Source organism: Desulfotignum phosphitoxidans DSM 13687 (genome assembly GCF_000350545.1).
Classification (GTDB): Bacteria; Desulfobacterota; Desulfobacteria; order Desulfobacterales; family Desulfobacteraceae; genus Desulfotignum; species Desulfotignum phosphitoxidans.
Genome location: NZ_APJX01000011.1, coordinates 105,529 through 120,788, shown reverse-complemented (window position 1 = coordinate 120,788; position 15,260 = coordinate 105,529). Strand labels below are relative to the sequence as shown.

Sequence of the window (15,260 nt, the reverse complement as noted above, 5' to 3'; positions counted from 1 at the left end):
GATTTTGAGCATAACTCACCGTAATCCCTCAACCCAATTTCAAAAAAATCAATACCAGTGCTCAAATTCCGGAATCCGGGAGTCTGCCTCATCATAGCCTGAAGACCACGCGCAGACCAGATCAAGAATGTAATCGAAAACCTTCTGTGGCGGGTCATGGTTGTGGATGTCCCAAAGATCGAGATGGCGCAATATCTTTTCAATGACATCAAATTCTTCGATAAAGCTGATGATTTTCATTTCACCATGGCATTTGGGGCACACAAGCGGATCGACCTCATAAATTTTCCGGATCAGCCGTGCCCAGTTCCGCCGGGATTCTTTGGAGGATATATCATTGGGCATAACAGCAGGGATGGTATCATCCGTGCCGGCCTTTTTCCGCATCCCGCGGGATTTGTTCGAATACCAACCATAGTACCTTACCGTCTGTTCATACCGCCCCGGAATATGAGTCGTCAGTCTGGCCAACCAGTCCAGTGCTGTAAAAACTTTCCTGGACTTCCCGTCTTTGGATATATAAACAACTTTGGCAATACCATCTGCTAAGTCTTCAACTGGAACATAAACCATTCTCTCCTGTGAAAAGCAGGCCCGGATAATGTAACGGGCCAGGTTGCCAAGACCGGTTGTATCTGACGGTGTTATTCTATCACCGATATAAACATGGAAACCACTATGGCGCCATGAAAGCATATTCTCAATGACGGCATCATTAATTTTTCCCTCCTTCTTGAGCATTTTCAGCACCTCATATTGGAAAATCTTTTCCAGATCCTCCAGTATAAAACCTGGTGCCGCCTTGAAACTGCCGTCATTAAGAAAACAGCCATCAGTGGTGATAGCATGCAGATGCGGATTGAAATTCAAAAAATCCCCGTAAGTTTGTACCGCGATACTGGCACCAGGTACGCCGGTTTCATCGGAAACGACAGATTTCAAGTATGTATTCATCACTTTCCAGGCACAGATCGACAATTTAGCCAACAGCTTCCTGTCATAAAGAAAATAGATCCGCAGCCGTTTGGGGATACTGAAAACCCACTGCCGATGGGGGACATCTTTCAGCACCTCCGTTAACAGCCATTCGCCATATTCAATCACCCGTTTCTGATGGCAAGACGGGCAGAATTGCCTGCGTTTGCAGGAAAATGCCAGCAAATACTCGTGTCCGCATTCTTCACAACGGACCCTGGCAAATCCTATATGGAGATCTCCACAGTCGAGATATTTGTAAATCACCGTCATGACGTAGGTGCGCCAGAATCCATACCGGGATGCGTACATGTCATCCCAGGCCCTTTCCAGCTCTTCAAAATGATTTTCGACACACTTGTAATATGCGCTTGCCTTAGGATTACGCGGTTGGTAAATATCAAAATGATGATTGTCAATTTGGGCCATTATTAAATCAATACAATTAATCTGTTTTACGGCCGGCCAGAGTGATGGTCAGAATAATGCAGGATGAAAACAACAGCCATTTGTTTAAAAATTACAACATTTGTTGTATAAATTAAACAAAAAAAAGCATAAAAAAAGAAATGGAAAACTACCCACATCCCGATGCGGTTTGGGACCTGGTCTGTAACATCGTTTCGGCTGTCCATCGACCATGCCGGATTCGATGCGGCCGTCATTACCATTGCCGAACAGATTCCGGATCGCTTGGTGGAAGGTGTGACCAGGGCGTGGGCAATTCTAAGTTTGCCACCGCCCCGAATGCATACCGCACCCTCATCGAAGAGGTCCCCCATTTTGAAGGCTATGACCACGAGATGCCGGATCAGCTGAACACCTGGAGCCACCGGATGACTGTGGACGAGGATTGCTCCTTTATTCCCGGATCCCCTGCCGATGCCCGGGCCGGGGGGGGGCCTGCACCTGACGGACAGGGCCTTTGATTTCTGCGGGTTTGCGGCCGGGGACCGGGTTCTGGACGCCGGATGCGGGTATGGGGTCACCGGCCGGTATCTGTCAGATGAATTCGGCATCCGGGTGGTGGGCATTGATATCAGCATTGACCGGGCCGTTGACAGGAACAGGCGGCACGGTACCGGACGGCCGTCTTCCGTGTTTCCGGAACTGGTCCAGGCCCGGATACCGGGGCTGCCGTTTGAGGAAGACACGTTCAAAGGCATTTTCTGCGAATGCGTGTTTTCCCTGGTTCAGGAGAAATCCAGCTGCCTGGGAGAATTTTACCGTATCCTTCGGCCCGACGGCCATCTGGTGCTTTCGGATCTGTATATACCGGAAAAATATCTTTCCGCGGTCAGGCAGTACCAGGGAGAGGGTCCGTTCACCTCCTGCATGGAGGGGGCCATGGGGATCATTGACCTGATCCGGATCCTGGAAAGCGCAGGGTTCACCATCACCCTGATGGAGGACCACACGCGGTTTCTCAAACAGCTGGCCGGCCAGATCGTGTTTGAATACGGCAGTCTGGACCGTTTCTGGGATGCTCTGCCCGGCGCGGCCGGCTGCGGGCGCCTGACACACATGTGCCGTACCGGAAGTCTGAAACTGGGGTACGGCCTGTTCGTTGCGACAAAATATCATTGACCGGGTATCAACCCAGGGTCAGCAACCGTTTCCCGTTGGGTGTACAGGGCGGCAGGGATGTGTACCGGATGGTGATCTCCACGGGGATAGAGAGAGTTTAAGATTTTGCAGCAAAGAGAGATTCAAAAAACTGTACAATGGTGGTGACAACAATAGGGGCATCCCAGTTTTCAGTGGCCAGGCGGCTTTGAAGTGTTTCCTTGTCAGGATCAAGCGAGCTGTGATGTTCAATTTTGTAGACAACGGGAGATGAGAGCCATTCCAGCAGGGGCGGGTTGGATTTCTGGAAGAGTCTCAGGGCTTTTCTAAGGTCCCAACCATTGATATCCAGTTCATCCAGAATAGGCAGTTCAATAACCTCTGGTTTTTGATCAAGGTCAATGGACAGATACCATTCCTTTTTCCTGAGACAAATAAACCGAAAATCAAAGGGTATGGGACGGTAATACGCCGATATACCGGAATAATTCATCCAACACCAAAGATACTGGGTGGGTTTCCGTCGCCGGTATTCCATGGATACGGACCAGCCCCGTCTTCTTAATTCCTTTAGCTGTTATGGTCTTTCTGAGTCAATAACTCCCTGGCCTTTTTGACTGCATGGACTGCATTGGAGGCATATCCATCCGCCTGAATGCTGTCGGCAAAGGACTGGGAAACAGGACCCCCTCCCACCAGGACCTTATATTTTTTTCTGATTCCCTGGTTCATCAAAGCCTGGATCACTTCTTCCATGCTGTTCATGGCAGTTGTCATAAGAGTTGAAAGGCAGATCATATCTGCCCGGACACTTTCTGCTTCGTCAATGAACTTCTGCACCCGGACATCCCGACCGAGATCATGGACGATAAACCCGCCAGATTCGAGCATAATCCTGACAAGATTTTTGCCGATATCGTGGGTGTCTCCTTCCACAACACCAATAACGACCCGGCCAGCAATGCAGCCGTCCGCCACCTTGAGATGGGGTTTTAATATTTCGATAGCCACATTCATCGCATCTGAACAGACCAACATCTGCGGGATGAAATATTCGCCGCGTTCATATTTCCGGCCGACAATCTCCATCCCCCTTGAAAGTCCGTCAAAGATGGCTTCCCGGACATCAATGCCCTGATTCAGGACCTCTCGAGCCAGGGTTGAAGCACCGGTTTCATCCATTGCCACCACAGCATCTGTCAGCCCTTGAAGAATCTTATCTTTTGTCATCAACATTCTTTTCTCCGTATGATGAGCTATACACACCATATCATCAATCTAAATCTGTTTTATTGTGTGCCCATGTCCGGAAATTCCAGCGACTCAATGAAAAGCTGTTCATACCGGTCAAGCATTGCCAGAGGAAAGGCTTCTACCCGACTTGCAATTTTCCGGGCTTCCTCCATCTGTTCGGGATTGAACGCAATGATTTCAGCACCCTTTAGACTGCTGTTGCCCACAAATGAAAAAACAGCATGGGAAAGCGGCTCCATCATTCCCAGCCGGATCAGGTGCTCAGGATTAAGATGCCGGCCGAACTCTCCTGCGATAACCACGGATTCAATTTCATCCAGAGACAGGCCCGCCTTTTCCCTTAATATTTTCTGGCCGGCCAGGATGGCGGCTTTGGCGAGCTGAACCTGTCGTACATCTTTCTGGGTAAAACAGACTGATTCGGTAAGAAAAAAGGCCAAAGTCTCCCGGTGAATGCGCAACCTTTCCAGAATGTCAGATGGCAGCAAGCTATTGACCGGCATTTCCATTTTTCCGGTCCTGTCAACCACCCTTGTCCGCAAAAGTTCGGCTGTCAGCTCAACAATACCGGAACCGCACAACCCGGATGGTTCTGATACCCCTCCCATGACGTTCAGTCTGATTTCATCGAGAATTTCGAATCCGGAAATGGCTCCGGAGGATGCCGTCATCCCATATTCAATGTTCATACCTTCCAACGCAGGCCCAGCAGCGCACGAGGTTGCCAAAAGTCCATTGGGGGTGGCAAGGATTATTTCACTATTGGTTCCGATGTCTATCAAAATGGTATTCCGGGTGCTCCAGTGAACACCGGTTGACAGAAGTCCGGACACCAGATCTCCGCCAAGATAGGCGGAAATGGCCGGGAACCCGAGGACCGGGGTTTTCCCAAAATCATCCAAGCCGTACTGCACGGCCCAGCCGATGGTCGCACCCAGGGACTCGGGAGTATAGGGGTATTTGCCCAGACCCCGAACATCCATGCCAAAAAAAAAGTGCAGCATGACGGTATTTGCGGAAATTACGATGCGGACGACATCTCTGGGTTGTGCATCGATTTTCGCAAGAGATTGCAGAATCATCTGTGTCACCGTGTTTCTGAGGGCCCCTGTCATCTGGCCGGAGGATTCCGGATGACGGGCTGCATGGATTCGGCTCATGACATCGTGGCCAAAGACTCGCTGCGGGTTGAGCGCTGAATGACTGGCAAGGGATTCTCTCTCTGGAAGATTAATGATTTCCATTTTTATGGTAGTGGTGCCAATATCGATCGCCACGGCCAGTTTTGAAAAAAATGGTCGTACTACAAACCCGGCTTTATCCCGGCAGCCATCAGGCAAACAGCCTTCACCGTCGGGTAATTCGACCTTCACATCACTATATAGCAACCGGCAGCAGGAAAGCCGGAAGCCTTTCGACAGGTCTGCCGCGGTGAGATGATGCCGTTCCTTTTCATCGGGAAAACCCGTGTCCCCCCGGACACGGACTCGGCATTTGCCGCATGTGCCCCTGCCCCCACAGGCTGTCTGCATCGGGCTGCCGGACTTGAGAAGAGCATCCAGAAGGAATGTTCCCGGCTCCACAAAAATATGTTTTCCCCCGGGCTCAATGGCCACCTTGATGTTTTCAACCATCTGCTGCCGGCCTTATCGTCAGTTTCCGCGCCGCACCCTGTGCAGCGCGGACCATGCTGCGGATGTTCTCCGGAAGCGTGGTGGTGGAAAGACCGCAGGCCGGGGCCAGGATGGCAGAGACCTCTGCGGCATGAATGGCTGCCCGGGTGATCCTGTCATGACCTGAAACTGCCAGAAGATGCGTTGAAACATTCCCCATCAAGGCCCTTCCAGGAAAAAAGGGCTTGAGTTTTTTCAGGCTGACCACAGAATCCACGGAAAGGGCATCCCATGGAATGGGTGCCAGGGCCCCGGCCAGGGCCATAATATTTCCGCAGATATGCAGTACGGCCGGTATGCCCCGTCCCCTGACCGCGCGGATGATCTGGTTTATGGCTGGCGCCGCCAGGGTTTTAAAATATTCGCCTCCGATGATTTCACCTGATGCGCCCGGGTCGGCAAGAACAATGACCTCGGCCCCGGCCTTGATCTGTTCTTCCGCAAAGAACGCGATGTGCCGGGTAAGATGGTCCAGAGTGGCGGCAATTTTCATACCATCTGTTGCAAGCGCCCGATAGACGATAGCAGGGTCTGCCAAGGAAGTGAGCAGCGAGATCGGGCCGATGACATTTCCGATCACCGGCACAGTGCTGCCGGCCAGACGGTAGATCGCTTCCAGGGTGATTTCGTGGCGCCTACAGGGAACTGGTTCTCTTGCCAGCACCGCATCCAGCGTGGCTGCAGGATAATGTGCAACCCGGGGCTCTTTGAGGGGATCACCCAGATCAATCCGTGCTCCAAAATCCTCAGCCTCAATGGTCATGCAGAAGGGGACCCCGTAATTGTCGAGTTCACAGGTCTCCTGAAGCAGCCGCGCATACCCGGCCATGACCGTGGCCCGGGTATGAAGATCCGGATAAGAAACGCTTTTCTGCTGTAAGAGTGCATAAAGGCTGCCGGCCATCATCCCGCCCGGGATGATGACCGGCACCCTGTCAACCGCTTCGGCCCGGAGAGCACAAAGAAGTCTTTGCCGGGGAGTCATATTCTGGTTAATAATCCTCGTCGATAATGAGGCTGAAGCGCCTGTCCACAAGATCGTCCACATTTACCTCACCTTCCACGAGCTGATATTTTTGAAAAATTCCCACCATTTTATCCAGGCCGTATTTATAAATGGTGGTGGGCATGTCAAAGGTGGGAAGTGTATAGGCATCCTTGAATTTAAATGCCGCCAGGTCCATGTGGGTTTCCCTGGCAAGGATCTGCATAGCTTTATCTTTATGTTCATGGATGAAAAGACGGGCCAGCAGCATGCCGTCTACAAATTTTTTGATCGCGTCAGGATTTTTTTTGGCATATTCTTCCTTGAACCACCAACCGCAGGAATTGTAGAGATATTTGCTGATGGTGGAACTATGGACTTTTTTTATTTTGTCGCCGTACATAGCCTCAAAAGCCGCTTCTCCGATGGAAACATCCACCTTACCGGTGAGCAGGGCAGAAAGTGCCAGATCTTCGGTTTTCACATCAATGACCTCGGCATTGATGTTCTGGTCGTCCAGGTCATGGCGGAGCGACAACCATGGGCCTGAGGGTCTGGGCTTATTGGCGATTTTTTTGCCTTCAAAATCTTTGAGGGAATTGATGGGAGAATCCTTGAGTGCGTAGAAATCAAAGGTCCGGTTTCCGTTGCCCGCCACCTGCACCATTCTCACCCCTTTGGAATACGCTGCAAAGGCTCCGGATGAGGCAAGAAAGCAGCCATCCACATCCCCTGACCCGATGGCTGAAATAATGGTTGCCGTACCGCCTTTGACCGTAATCGGTTCAAAATCCAGACCCAGGAGCTCAAAATATCCTTTTTCTTTGGCAATGGTGACATCCATGGTAATATCATAGGTCGTGGTAACCACCCGCATTTTGTGTTTTTCAAGGGCGGTAGCTGAACCGGCCATGAAGGCGGTCAGAAGTAGAATCGTGATCATTAAAATCATACAATTTTTCATCTTCAAGATACTCCTTTGTAAGTATTATACTGTTTAGCGTGACAGGGTCCTGCCCCTTTGCCAGGGCATGACTTTTTTTTCCGTGAAACGGACCAGCCAGTCCAGGCTGAAACCGAGGATTCCCACCACGATAAGGGTCATAAACATGGTGGAGGTGTTCAGGCTTTCCCTTGAGTTTTCAAGGAGAAAGCCAAGGCCGCTGTTGCCGGAAATGATTTCAACAAACAGCAGGATGACAAACGAAGAAGCCGCGGCAATACGGATGCCGGCATAGATGGACGGCATGGACGCGGGCAGGATGACACTCAGGACTATTTGGCGGTCATTGGCACCCATGGACCGTGCGGATTTCACCAAAAGATTGTCCACATTCCGGACCCCTTCCAGGGTAGGTATCACTGTGTAGAAAAAAGCGCCTAGGCCGATCAGCAACACCTTGGGAAAGTCCCCGAATCCGAACCAGACGATCAGAAGAGGGGCCAGTGCGGTTTTTGGAATCGAACGGCTGAAATTGAGAGTAACATCAAAAAAATCTTCCAGCCGTCTGAACCATCCCAGGAGAATACCCATGGCAATTCCTGTAGCCGAGCCTGCAAAAAAGCCGATGGCACACCGTCTCAGGCTTATCAGCACATGGTGGAGGAGTTCGCCGTTCATCAGATATGTTATAAAATCCGCCCCTACTTTTTCTAGTTTCGGCAGGAGGATGGGCGGCAGATCACCGTAAATAACCAAAATCTGCCAACCGGCAATAATCATTGCGGGAAGAATGATTTTTATCAGCAGCCGGCCGGCTTTTTTTCCGAACTGAAAATCATCCCGCATGGGGCACCTCATTCTGAACTGTTGTCGTCTGGTTTGAGCTCTCCGAGATCATCAGCCGGATGCGCATTTCCGTTCTGCGGAATTCTTCGGCTATGCGCACGCTCAAATCCCTTGGCCTGGGAATGTTGATGGGGATCAGGTCTTTCACCGACCCGGGTTCCTTTGACATCACGACAACCCGGTCGGAAAGAAAGATCGCCTCTCCCACATCGTGGGTAACAAAAAGAATGGTGACCCTTGTCTGCTGCCAGAGATTGAGAAGTTCCCGTTGGCAGCTTTCTCGGGTCTGGGCATCCAGGGCGGCAAAGGGCTCATCCAAAAGGAGAATGTCCGGGTTGTTGGCCAATGCCCTGGCCAGGGCAACCCGCTGCTGCATGCCGCCCGACAATTCATGGGGATAGAATTTGGCAAACCCGTTGAGGTGCATCATCCGGATATGATCAAGGGCAATTTTGTTCCTCGTTTTCCGGTCAATCCCGCGGATCTTGAGCCCGTATTCAATATTTTGCTGAACCGTCAGCCATGGAAAAAGGCCGTAATGCTGGAATACAATGGCCGGTTTCGCAGCGTTTTTCCCAGGTTCCTGGTTGTTGATAATGATTTCCCCGCTGCTGTGGGTCTGCAGACCTGCGATGATTTCCAGCAGGGTTGATTTGCCGCACCCGCTGGGTCCAAGCAAGGAGAGGAATTCCCCATCTTCAACCGTAAGGTTCAGGTTGTCCAGAACTGTAAAATGATGGTTCGGTCCGGAGGTATACTCTTTTCGAAGGTTTCTGACGATGAGTTTCATCTCATATACCCCTCTTCAAAAAGTGCACATGCAACGGCTTCCAGGTTTTCAAGGGGAGTATCGGGCGGAAATTCGCAAGAAGGCATGAGCATAAATCCTCCCGGGTGTTTCATCCCGGCTGAAAGACACCGCCCAACCTCTTGACGGACTGCCCCAGGGCTGGCCCGGTGAAGAGTTTCATTGTTAATATTGCCTGCAAGGATATGGGCAGCGCCGATAACCATGCCGGTTTTTTCAAGATCCATTTCATGGCCAATGGAGAATACTGTCCGCGGCGCAAGATCAATGTCCTTCCAGTGTTTGAGGTTGGCGATATGATCCCCACACAGATGCACCACCATATTCTTGACCCCGGAAGACCGGTACAAGGAAAAAATTTCTCGGATATAGGGCTTGGCAAATTCTTCAAACATTTGAGCCGAAATAAGCTGGTTAGATTCCATGGGTACGCCGCAGAAAACAGAACAGTTCTGGGCTCCAAACTTTTTCAGGGTTGTTTCGGCGGTCCGGATGATGAACCGGGTCACTTTTTTTTGCAGCATATGGACCGCGTCCGGATACCGGACCAGCCATTTTAAAAAATCCGGCCGCCCTACAATCCCGGCAGAAAGCGTTGTTGGCGTCCCGCCGGGAAGCGATGCAAGAAATCCCTGTTTACGGCACAAGGTGTTGAAATGATCCACAAGGGGATTCATTCCTGCTTTTTCAGGGTCCGGATCAGGCAGATCACCGATCTTTTGAGGCAAGACCCTTAAGGGAATCGATCCTGGAGCAATAAAGCGGTTCCCGTCCGGCCAGACAACCCTGCCCCCAAATTCCCAGGCACCTCGATCGGCCCATCCGTAAGAAGGTCTGCAATTCATCCAGGGATAGGTCTTCATCAGGTGCATACCGGCGGCAAAGGCTTTTTCCGGGTTCCGGTAGAATTCTCCCCTGTCGATACCGTACAGCTTTGCAGAAAATCCGATGGCACAGGGATTGAAAGGGACCCGGTCCATGGGCTCTTCGTCAATGAGTGCGGCAAGGCGCTCTTTTGCGGTCAGGGTGTCTTTGGTTGAAAAATCGATCATTGCCCGGCAACTCTTTCCACCCTTGCCGGGAGCGCCCTCATCCAGGGGAATCCGGACAAGGGGTCCAGATACTCCGGACAGGTCAGTTCATTGGCGTTGGCTTCCACCCATCCGTGGGCCAGCCGCAAGCAGTCATGGCGGACCTCTTGGGTCAGCCGCACAGGAAGGTCAATCCTGCCGTCCCGGGTCGAGAGCCTGACTTTTTCATCATGGACAATTCCCAGACGGGAAGCGGCTTCAGGATGCATGTCCAACACTGGTTTCGGAAAATCGGCTTTGCATGTTAGGCTTTCCCTGAACTGACTATGCTGGTAGGAGGGAACCCGGTCTCCGGTACTAAGCCAAAATGGGAACATGTCATCAGGAGAATGGGGAAGCCGGAAACTCTCCATAACTGGCAATGGAAAATTTCCGGTTTTTTCCACAAGGGAGGAGAAGTAATTAACCTTTTTGTCCGGAGTATTCCACTGGCCAGGCATCCTCGGTTCCGGCGTGTACACGACAGTTGATGAAGGACTTTCCATAAGATTGTCAAAGGTTATGGTGCCGGGTGACAATCTATGTTTTATGGCCTCCTTGTTATCTCTCCAGGGAAAAAGGTTCTTTAGGCCGAAGGCATCTGCCAGCCTGAAAATCAATTTCCATGCCGGCCAGCCAAAACCTGTATCTGCCACCGGCCGGATCAGTCCCAGGTATGGTTTTCCTCCCCGACCGTAATCGATCAACTCCAGGTTTTCCAGAAAGGTCGCGGCTGGCAGGACCAGGTCCGCAATCTGTGCGGTCGGTGTCATAAACAGATCGAACACAGCCAGGAAGTCCAATTTTTTAAAGGCCTGGCGATAAATAGGGGTGCCGGGAAAAGTCATCAGGGGGTTCCCCCCGATGACCATCATGGCCCGGACAGGATAAGGATCATCCTGCAAAATCGCTTTGGGAAGAAGCATTCCCTGGCCCTGGCCAAGACTTGCTTCAAAAAGGGGCAGCTCTGTTTTGCCAATGGGTTCTGCTTGGATGGCCGGGTATCCATCCTCTCCCGGAAGAGTTGAAAGCCGGGATGACATTGGGGTTGTAACAGCATAGGGATCCAGAATCGTCAAAAGGGAGGATATGGCACGCACTGTCTGAACGCCGACAGGTTGCAGTTCAAGACCGGATCCGGTCTGTATCCAGCCGGGCAGGTGTCCAAAAATCAGGGAAGCGGCGTACAAAAACCCTTCTTCGCTGATTCTTGCAGGTTTCAGCAGATCCTGGATGGATATGTCTGAAATCATATTGCACAGATCATCCCACCCATTGCCAAGTTTCAGTGACGGGTGAATATGCTGATTCAGGACGGCATATTTGATGAATGCCAGGGCAAGATATCCATCGGTCCCCGGGGTAATGGCAAGATGGCAATCCGCCAGTTCCGCGGTCCGGGTGACGGATGGATCCACGACCACAAGTTTCAGCCCTTCCTTGAGCGCCTGTTTTAATTCCAGGGATGACCTGGCAAGGGAAACTGCCGGGTTGGCCCCCCAGATGATGGCTGATTTTATCCGGGAATAATCAGGGGCAGGGATTCCCCCACAGGTCAGTGTAAATCCCAGGGTCATAGCAAAATGGCACAAGCTGCCGACGGAAATATAGTTGGGCGTTCCAAAACCACGGGCCAGATGGCTAAAATATTGAGAAATCTCCTGGTGCTTGAGTGATTCTCCCTTGTAGAACACAACACTTTCAGCACCGTATTTCTGTCTGATGCCGTCAAATCGGTCGGCCAGAAGCCGGAGCGCTTTATCATAGGATATGGGCTGCCAACCGGAGCCGTTTTTCAGCAAGGGTTCCTGCAACCGATGGGGGGATGCATGGATTTCTCCGAAATTTTTCCCTCGGATGCAGAGAAATCCTTTGCTGACGGGATGATCCGGATTTCCGGTAATACGGAGGCCATGACCTGTGTTCTGTACCTGAATACCGCAGTTTTCTTTACAGATATTACAAATGGATGGTGTGCCAATACGTTTCAAATTCATACGCCCTATACTTTTTTTTGAGGATTACTCCTTTTTTGATAAACCCTAATATTACGGTTTGGAGCATTTTTCAAATTGTTAAATTCAATGATAAATGCGTTTGTAATTTATAAAAGCTATGCAGTAGATTTTTTCCCTCTGCGGGTGTGCAGATTATACAAAATAATTCGTGGAAGTTGAGCGGACCTTCCGGACCCTGAAATCGATCCTGTCCCGCAGACCGGTGATCACACCAGGTCCGATCGTATCGGCTCCCATGTTATGCTTTTTCATCGGTTGACATAAAACCGGTTTGTTTATAGGGTATGCCTTAAAATTATCCTTTCAGGCGATCATAATTTTAGGAAAATCGATGGATACCCAAAATCAAAACACCGGGCAGGAACTTTCCCCGGGCCTTTCCATTATACATTCCAACCATCTGGAAGATTTAAGGCAGGTGGCCGTACGCTGGATCAAGACCCATCCCCTGCAGGTGCTGGAAACCGAACAATTCATTGTCCAGAGTAACGGCATGGCCCAATGGCTCAAGCTGGCCCTGGCCGCCGATGACGGGTGCGGCATCAGCGCAGGAATAGAAATGCAGCTGCCGGGGCGTTATGTCTGGAGTGCCTATCGGGCTGTTCTGGGCAGCGACATCATTCCTGAAGAATCACCCTATGACAAAGAACGGCTGATGTGGCGGATTTTCAGGCTCTTGCCCGGGCTTTGTACAGAATCCATTTTTGATCCTTTGAACCGGTTCCTTGAACATGATAAAGACCAGCGCAAACGCAGCCAGTTGGCTGTCCATCTGGCTGATCTTTACGACCAGTACCAGGTGTACCGGGCTGATTGGCTTGGCGACTGGGCACAGGGTGTGGACCGGCTGGCCAGGGTCGCAGGACAGCCGGTCCCCCTGGGGGAAGAACAGCAATGGCAGGCTGAACTCTGGCGCAGGATTAAGGCTGATGTCCCGGAAGAATACAGAACCATAGGCCGGTCAGATCTTCACCACAGATTTCTGGAAAAAGCCGGAACATTCAACGGGCCCCGGCCCAACGAACTGCCTCCCCGGGTCATTGTGTTCGGTATTTCATCTCTGCCCCGGCAGGTGCTGGAAACCTTGCATGCAGTGTCCTCTTTGTGCCAGGTGTTGTTATTCGTTCACAATCCCTGCCGGCATTTCTGGGCCGACATCATTGAAGACCGGGAGCTTTTGCGCATCGAGCACGCCCGGCACAAGGCAAAGGCCACCATGCCAGAGCCCCTGGATCCAGAGCTGCTTCACCAGCATGCCAATCCCCTGCTTGCGGCCTGGGGAAAACAGGGCAGGGATTATATCGGCATGCTTTACGGGTATGATGAACCGGAAAAGTATGAAACAGCTTTTTCCCAGATCGATCTGTTTGCGGATTTAAGAAGGATAAGAACTTGCTTTTTGCCAAAGAAAGTATCAAAAGGATAAGAACTTGCTTTTTGCCAAAGAAAGTATAAAAGGATAAGAACTTGCTTTTTGCCAAAGAAAGTATCAAAAATCCCTTCAGTTAAAAATATTATTGCACCCCTGATACAAGCACAACATGTTGTGCTTGTATCAGGGGTGGTCAGTTTATGTCAAGACAAAAATCAAGATCAAAAAAAACAAGAAAGAAATATTTTGAAATTCCTGACAAAATTTTGAAAAATGTTCAGAATAAATTCAGAATAAATCGGATTTTGAGCATAACTCACCGTAATCCCTCAACCCAATTTCAAAAAAATCAATACCAGTGCTCAAATTCCGGAATCCGGGAGTCTGCCTCATCATAGCCTGAAGACCACGCGCAGACCAGATCAAGAATGTAATCGAAAACCTTCTGTGGCGGGTCATGGTTGTGGATGTCCCAAAGATCGAGATGGCGCAATATCTTTTCAATGACATCAAATTCTTCGATAAAGCTGATGATTTTCATTTCACCATGGCATTTGGGGCACACAAGCGGATCGACCTCATAAATTTTCCGGATCAGCCGTGCCCAGTTCCGCCGGGATTCTTTGGAGGATATATCATTGGGCATAACAGCAGGGATGGTATCATCCGTGCCGGCCTTTTTCCGCATCCCGCGGGATTTGTTCGAATACCAACCATAGTACCTTACCGTCTGTTCATACCGCCCCGGAATATGAGTCGTCAGTCTGGCCAACCAGTCCAGTGCTGTAAAAACTTTCCTGGACTTCCCGTCTTTGGATATATAAACAACTTTGGCAATACCATCTGCTAAGTCTTCAACTGGAACATAAACCATTCTCTCCTGTGAAAAGCAGGCCCGGATAATGTAACGGGCCAGGTTGCCAAGACCGGTTGTATCTGACGGTGTTATTCTATCACCGATATAAACATGGAAACCACTATGGCGCCATGAAAGCATATTCTCAATGACGGCATCATTAATTTTTCCCTCCTTCTTGAGCATTTTCAGCACCTCATATTGGAAAATCTTTTCCAGATCCTCCAGTATAAAACCTGGTGCCGCCTTGAAACTGCCGTCATTAAGAAAACAGCCATCAGTGGTGATAGCATGCAGATGCGGATTGAAATTCAAAAAATCCCCGTAAGTTTGTACCGCGATACTGGCACCAGGTACGCCGGTTTCATCGGAAACGACAGATTTCAAGTATGTATTCATCACTTTCCAGGCACAGATCGACAATTTAGCCAACAGCTTCCTGTCATAAAGAAAATAGATCCGCAGCCGTTTGGGGATACTGAAAACCCACTGCCGATGGGGGACATCTTTCAGCACCTCCGTTAACAGCCATTCGCCATATTCAATCACCCGTTTCTGATGGCAAGACGGGCAGAATTGCCTGCGTTTGCAGGAAAATGCCAGCAAATACTCGTGTCCGCATTCTTCACAACGGACCCTGGCAAATCCTATATGGAGATCTCCACAGTCGAGATATTTGTAAATCACCGTCATGACGTAGGTGCGCCAGAATCCATACCGGGATGCGTACATGTCATCCCAGGCCCTTTCCAGCTCTTCAAAATGATTTTCGACACACTTGTAATATGCGCTTGCCTTAGGATTACGCGGTTGGTAAATATCAAAATGATGATTGTCAATTTGGGCCATTATTAAATCAATACAATTAATCTGTTTTACGGCCGGCCAGAGTGA

Annotated in this window: 14 protein-coding genes; 3 read left to right on the top strand and 11 right to left on the bottom strand. The window is 50.3% G+C overall.

Annotated elements, in window-relative coordinates; genetic code table 11:
- Nucleotides 1-48: 48 nt before the first annotated feature.
- Nucleotides 49-1,404 carry an IS91 family transposase gene (locus DPO_RS19685; protein ID WP_006968122.1) on the bottom strand — a complete coding sequence of 452 codons (1,356 nt, stop codon included), beginning with the start codon at nucleotides 1,402-1,404 and terminating at the stop codon, nucleotides 49-51.
- A 140-nt stretch (nucleotides 1,405-1,544) separates the two neighbouring features.
- Here DPO_RS19685 and DPO_RS24730 point away from each other — a divergent pair, with 140 nt between their 5' ends.
- Nucleotides 1,545-1,904, top strand: a complete 360-nt coding sequence (locus tag DPO_RS24730) for a hypothetical protein (protein ID WP_006968121.1) — start codon at nucleotides 1,545-1,547, stop codon at nucleotides 1,902-1,904.
- The gene (trsM, locus tag DPO_RS19675) at nucleotides 1,858-2,562 is read left to right on the top strand and encodes a DVU_1556 family methyltransferase (RefSeq protein WP_006968119.1); all 705 of its coding nucleotides are present in this window, start codon (nucleotides 1,858-1,860) and stop codon (nucleotides 2,560-2,562) included. The genes DPO_RS24730 and trsM overlap by 47 nt, the downstream gene beginning before the upstream one ends.
- A gap of 97 nt (nucleotides 2,563-2,659) precedes the next feature.
- Here the strand turns inward: trsM and DPO_RS25875 are convergent, their stop codons facing one another.
- The 9 genes from DPO_RS25875 to DPO_RS19630 all read right to left on the bottom strand — a co-directional run bounded on the left by DPO_RS25875 (nucleotide 2,660) and on the right by DPO_RS19630 (nucleotide 12,111).
- A complete protein-coding gene (locus DPO_RS25875; protein WP_201765651.1) occupies nucleotides 2,660-3,034 on the bottom strand; it encodes a DNA polymerase beta superfamily protein in 375 nt (124 codons plus the stop codon).
- A gap of 77 nt (nucleotides 3,035-3,111) precedes the next feature.
- Nucleotides 3,112-3,771, bottom strand: coding sequence for a corrinoid protein (locus tag DPO_RS19665; protein WP_201765650.1), 660 nt, complete (start codon nucleotides 3,769-3,771; stop codon nucleotides 3,112-3,114).
- A gap of 59 nt (nucleotides 3,772-3,830) precedes the next feature.
- On the bottom strand, nucleotides 3,831-5,429 hold the full coding sequence (locus DPO_RS19660; RefSeq protein ID WP_006968130.1) for an ASKHA domain-containing protein: 1,599 nt from the start codon (nucleotides 5,427-5,429) through the stop codon (nucleotides 3,831-3,833).
- The gene (locus tag DPO_RS19655) at nucleotides 5,422-6,453 is read right to left on the bottom strand and encodes a uroporphyrinogen decarboxylase family protein (protein WP_006968129.1); all 1,032 of its coding nucleotides are present in this window, start codon (nucleotides 6,451-6,453) and stop codon (nucleotides 5,422-5,424) included. Before DPO_RS19655 ends, DPO_RS19660 begins: the two co-directional genes overlap by 8 nt.
- A 7-nt stretch (nucleotides 6,454-6,460) precedes the next feature.
- Nucleotides 6,461-7,417: an ABC transporter substrate-binding protein gene (locus DPO_RS19650; RefSeq protein ID WP_006968128.1), complete on the bottom strand. Its 957-nt coding sequence runs from the start codon at nucleotides 7,415-7,417 to the stop codon at nucleotides 6,461-6,463.
- A 33-nt stretch (nucleotides 7,418-7,450) separates the two neighbouring features.
- Nucleotides 7,451-8,242: an ABC transporter permease gene (locus DPO_RS19645; protein ID WP_006968127.1), complete on the bottom strand. Its 792-nt coding sequence runs from the start codon at nucleotides 8,240-8,242 to the stop codon at nucleotides 7,451-7,453.
- Nucleotides 8,232-9,032, bottom strand: a complete 801-nt coding sequence (locus DPO_RS19640; protein ID WP_006968126.1) for an ABC transporter ATP-binding protein — start codon at nucleotides 9,030-9,032, stop codon at nucleotides 8,232-8,234. Before DPO_RS19640 ends, DPO_RS19645 begins: the two co-directional genes overlap by 11 nt.
- The gene (locus DPO_RS19635; protein WP_006968125.1) at nucleotides 9,029-10,102 is read right to left on the bottom strand and encodes a uroporphyrinogen decarboxylase family protein; all 1,074 of its coding nucleotides are present in this window, start codon (nucleotides 10,100-10,102) and stop codon (nucleotides 9,029-9,031) included. Before DPO_RS19635 ends, DPO_RS19640 begins: the two co-directional genes overlap by 4 nt.
- Nucleotides 10,099-12,111, bottom strand: coding sequence for a molybdopterin-containing oxidoreductase family protein (locus tag DPO_RS19630; protein WP_160166932.1), 2,013 nt, complete (start codon nucleotides 12,109-12,111; stop codon nucleotides 10,099-10,101). The genes DPO_RS19635 and DPO_RS19630 overlap by 4 nt, the downstream gene beginning before the upstream one ends.
- A 358-nt stretch (nucleotides 12,112-12,469) precedes the next feature.
- Here DPO_RS19630 and DPO_RS19625 point away from each other — a divergent pair, with 358 nt between their 5' ends.
- A complete protein-coding gene (locus DPO_RS19625; RefSeq protein ID WP_006968123.1) occupies nucleotides 12,470-13,564 on the top strand; it encodes an exodeoxyribonuclease V subunit gamma in 1,095 nt (364 codons plus the stop codon).
- 295 nt (nucleotides 13,565-13,859) lie between these two features.
- On the opposite strand, the gene DPO_RS19620 is transcribed toward DPO_RS19625, so the two are convergent.
- Complete coding sequence (locus DPO_RS19620; protein ID WP_006968122.1) at nucleotides 13,860-15,215, bottom strand: IS91 family transposase; 1,356 nt, start codon at nucleotides 15,213-15,215, stop codon at nucleotides 13,860-13,862.
- Between the last annotated feature and the right edge of the window lie 45 nt (nucleotides 15,216-15,260).